We start from the raw sequence: 901 nt of genomic DNA, 5'->3' as shown, positions 1-901 counted from the left end.
TCTGCTCTGGATCTTGCTCTTGTAACAACCCAAAGTACCCACTGCCTGCACTGTGAACCACCGTGCTCGGAATAGAATCTAATTGTTCAAACAATTGTTCCACTTCTTGATGGGATGCGAGATCACAAGCTCGATAGCCAACATTGTTCGATAAGCAGTTTGTGACTGTAGAGAGCTTACTCTCACTTCGTCCAGTCAGATAAGTGGCTTTCCCTTCCGCATCATAAAGCTTGGCCAACTCCGCCCCTAAGCCGCTACTTGCACCTGTGATTACAATCATTTTCTACCTCGTTCGTAAAAGTGCTTTCTAATGTGTGTACCAATTAAGGTAACGGAATATAGGCTGATTCACATCTTACGAACGCCATTCTTTGAAGCAGCATGACTTTCTGATTTTCAACACCCATTCACTTCTAAATTTGCCCAATAGTTTTCAAACTATCCAATGGTTCGGATACCAGAACCTTGATCACGAAGCCCATCAAGCACAAAGAGAACCCGGAAATTTCACCTATGCTTAAACAAAGAATAATGTTTTGAATTTCCTATCGACTTTCTCACTAAAGATAAGAGGCACATGAGAATGACCGGCTCCAAATGGCAGTGGCTGCTTAAACAAATGACACGCAAACTGTGGGTTCGTACATCACTTTTCGCCTTACTTGCTGTTGTAACCGCCCTGATCTCTATTGTTTTAAATAAATTTATTACCCTGCCTCCCACCATCAATGTCAGTAATGAGCTGCTGAATAACATATTGAATATTCTCGCGACGTCGATGCTGGCGGTGACGACGTTTTCACTCAACATTATGGTTTCAGCGTACAGCGCGGCCAGTGCAGGGGTCACTCCTAGAGCTACCAAGCTATTGATGGAAGACAGCACAACACAAAATGCTCTG

The 901-nt window shown here is 43.6% G+C and carries 2 protein-coding genes; one reads left to right on the top strand and one right to left on the bottom strand.

Annotation, left to right across the window (positions count from 1 at the left end; translation table 11 throughout):
* Nucleotides 1–280 (bottom strand): SDR family NAD(P)-dependent oxidoreductase (locus tag R7E78_RS25185; protein ID WP_318058482.1); only part of this gene is annotated, 280 nt, incomplete at its 3' end.
* A gap of 303 nt (nucleotides 281–583) precedes the next feature.
* Between R7E78_RS25185 and R7E78_RS25180 the strand changes: the two genes are divergently transcribed.
* Nucleotides 584–901 (top strand): DUF2254 family protein (locus R7E78_RS25180; RefSeq protein ID WP_318058481.1); only part of this gene is annotated, 318 nt, incomplete at its 3' end.

Source organism: Vibrio sp. YT-19(2023), from assembly GCF_033337395.1.
The sequence above is the reverse complement of the archived record's forward strand: the minus strand, read 5'-3'. Positions and strand labels throughout refer to the sequence as shown.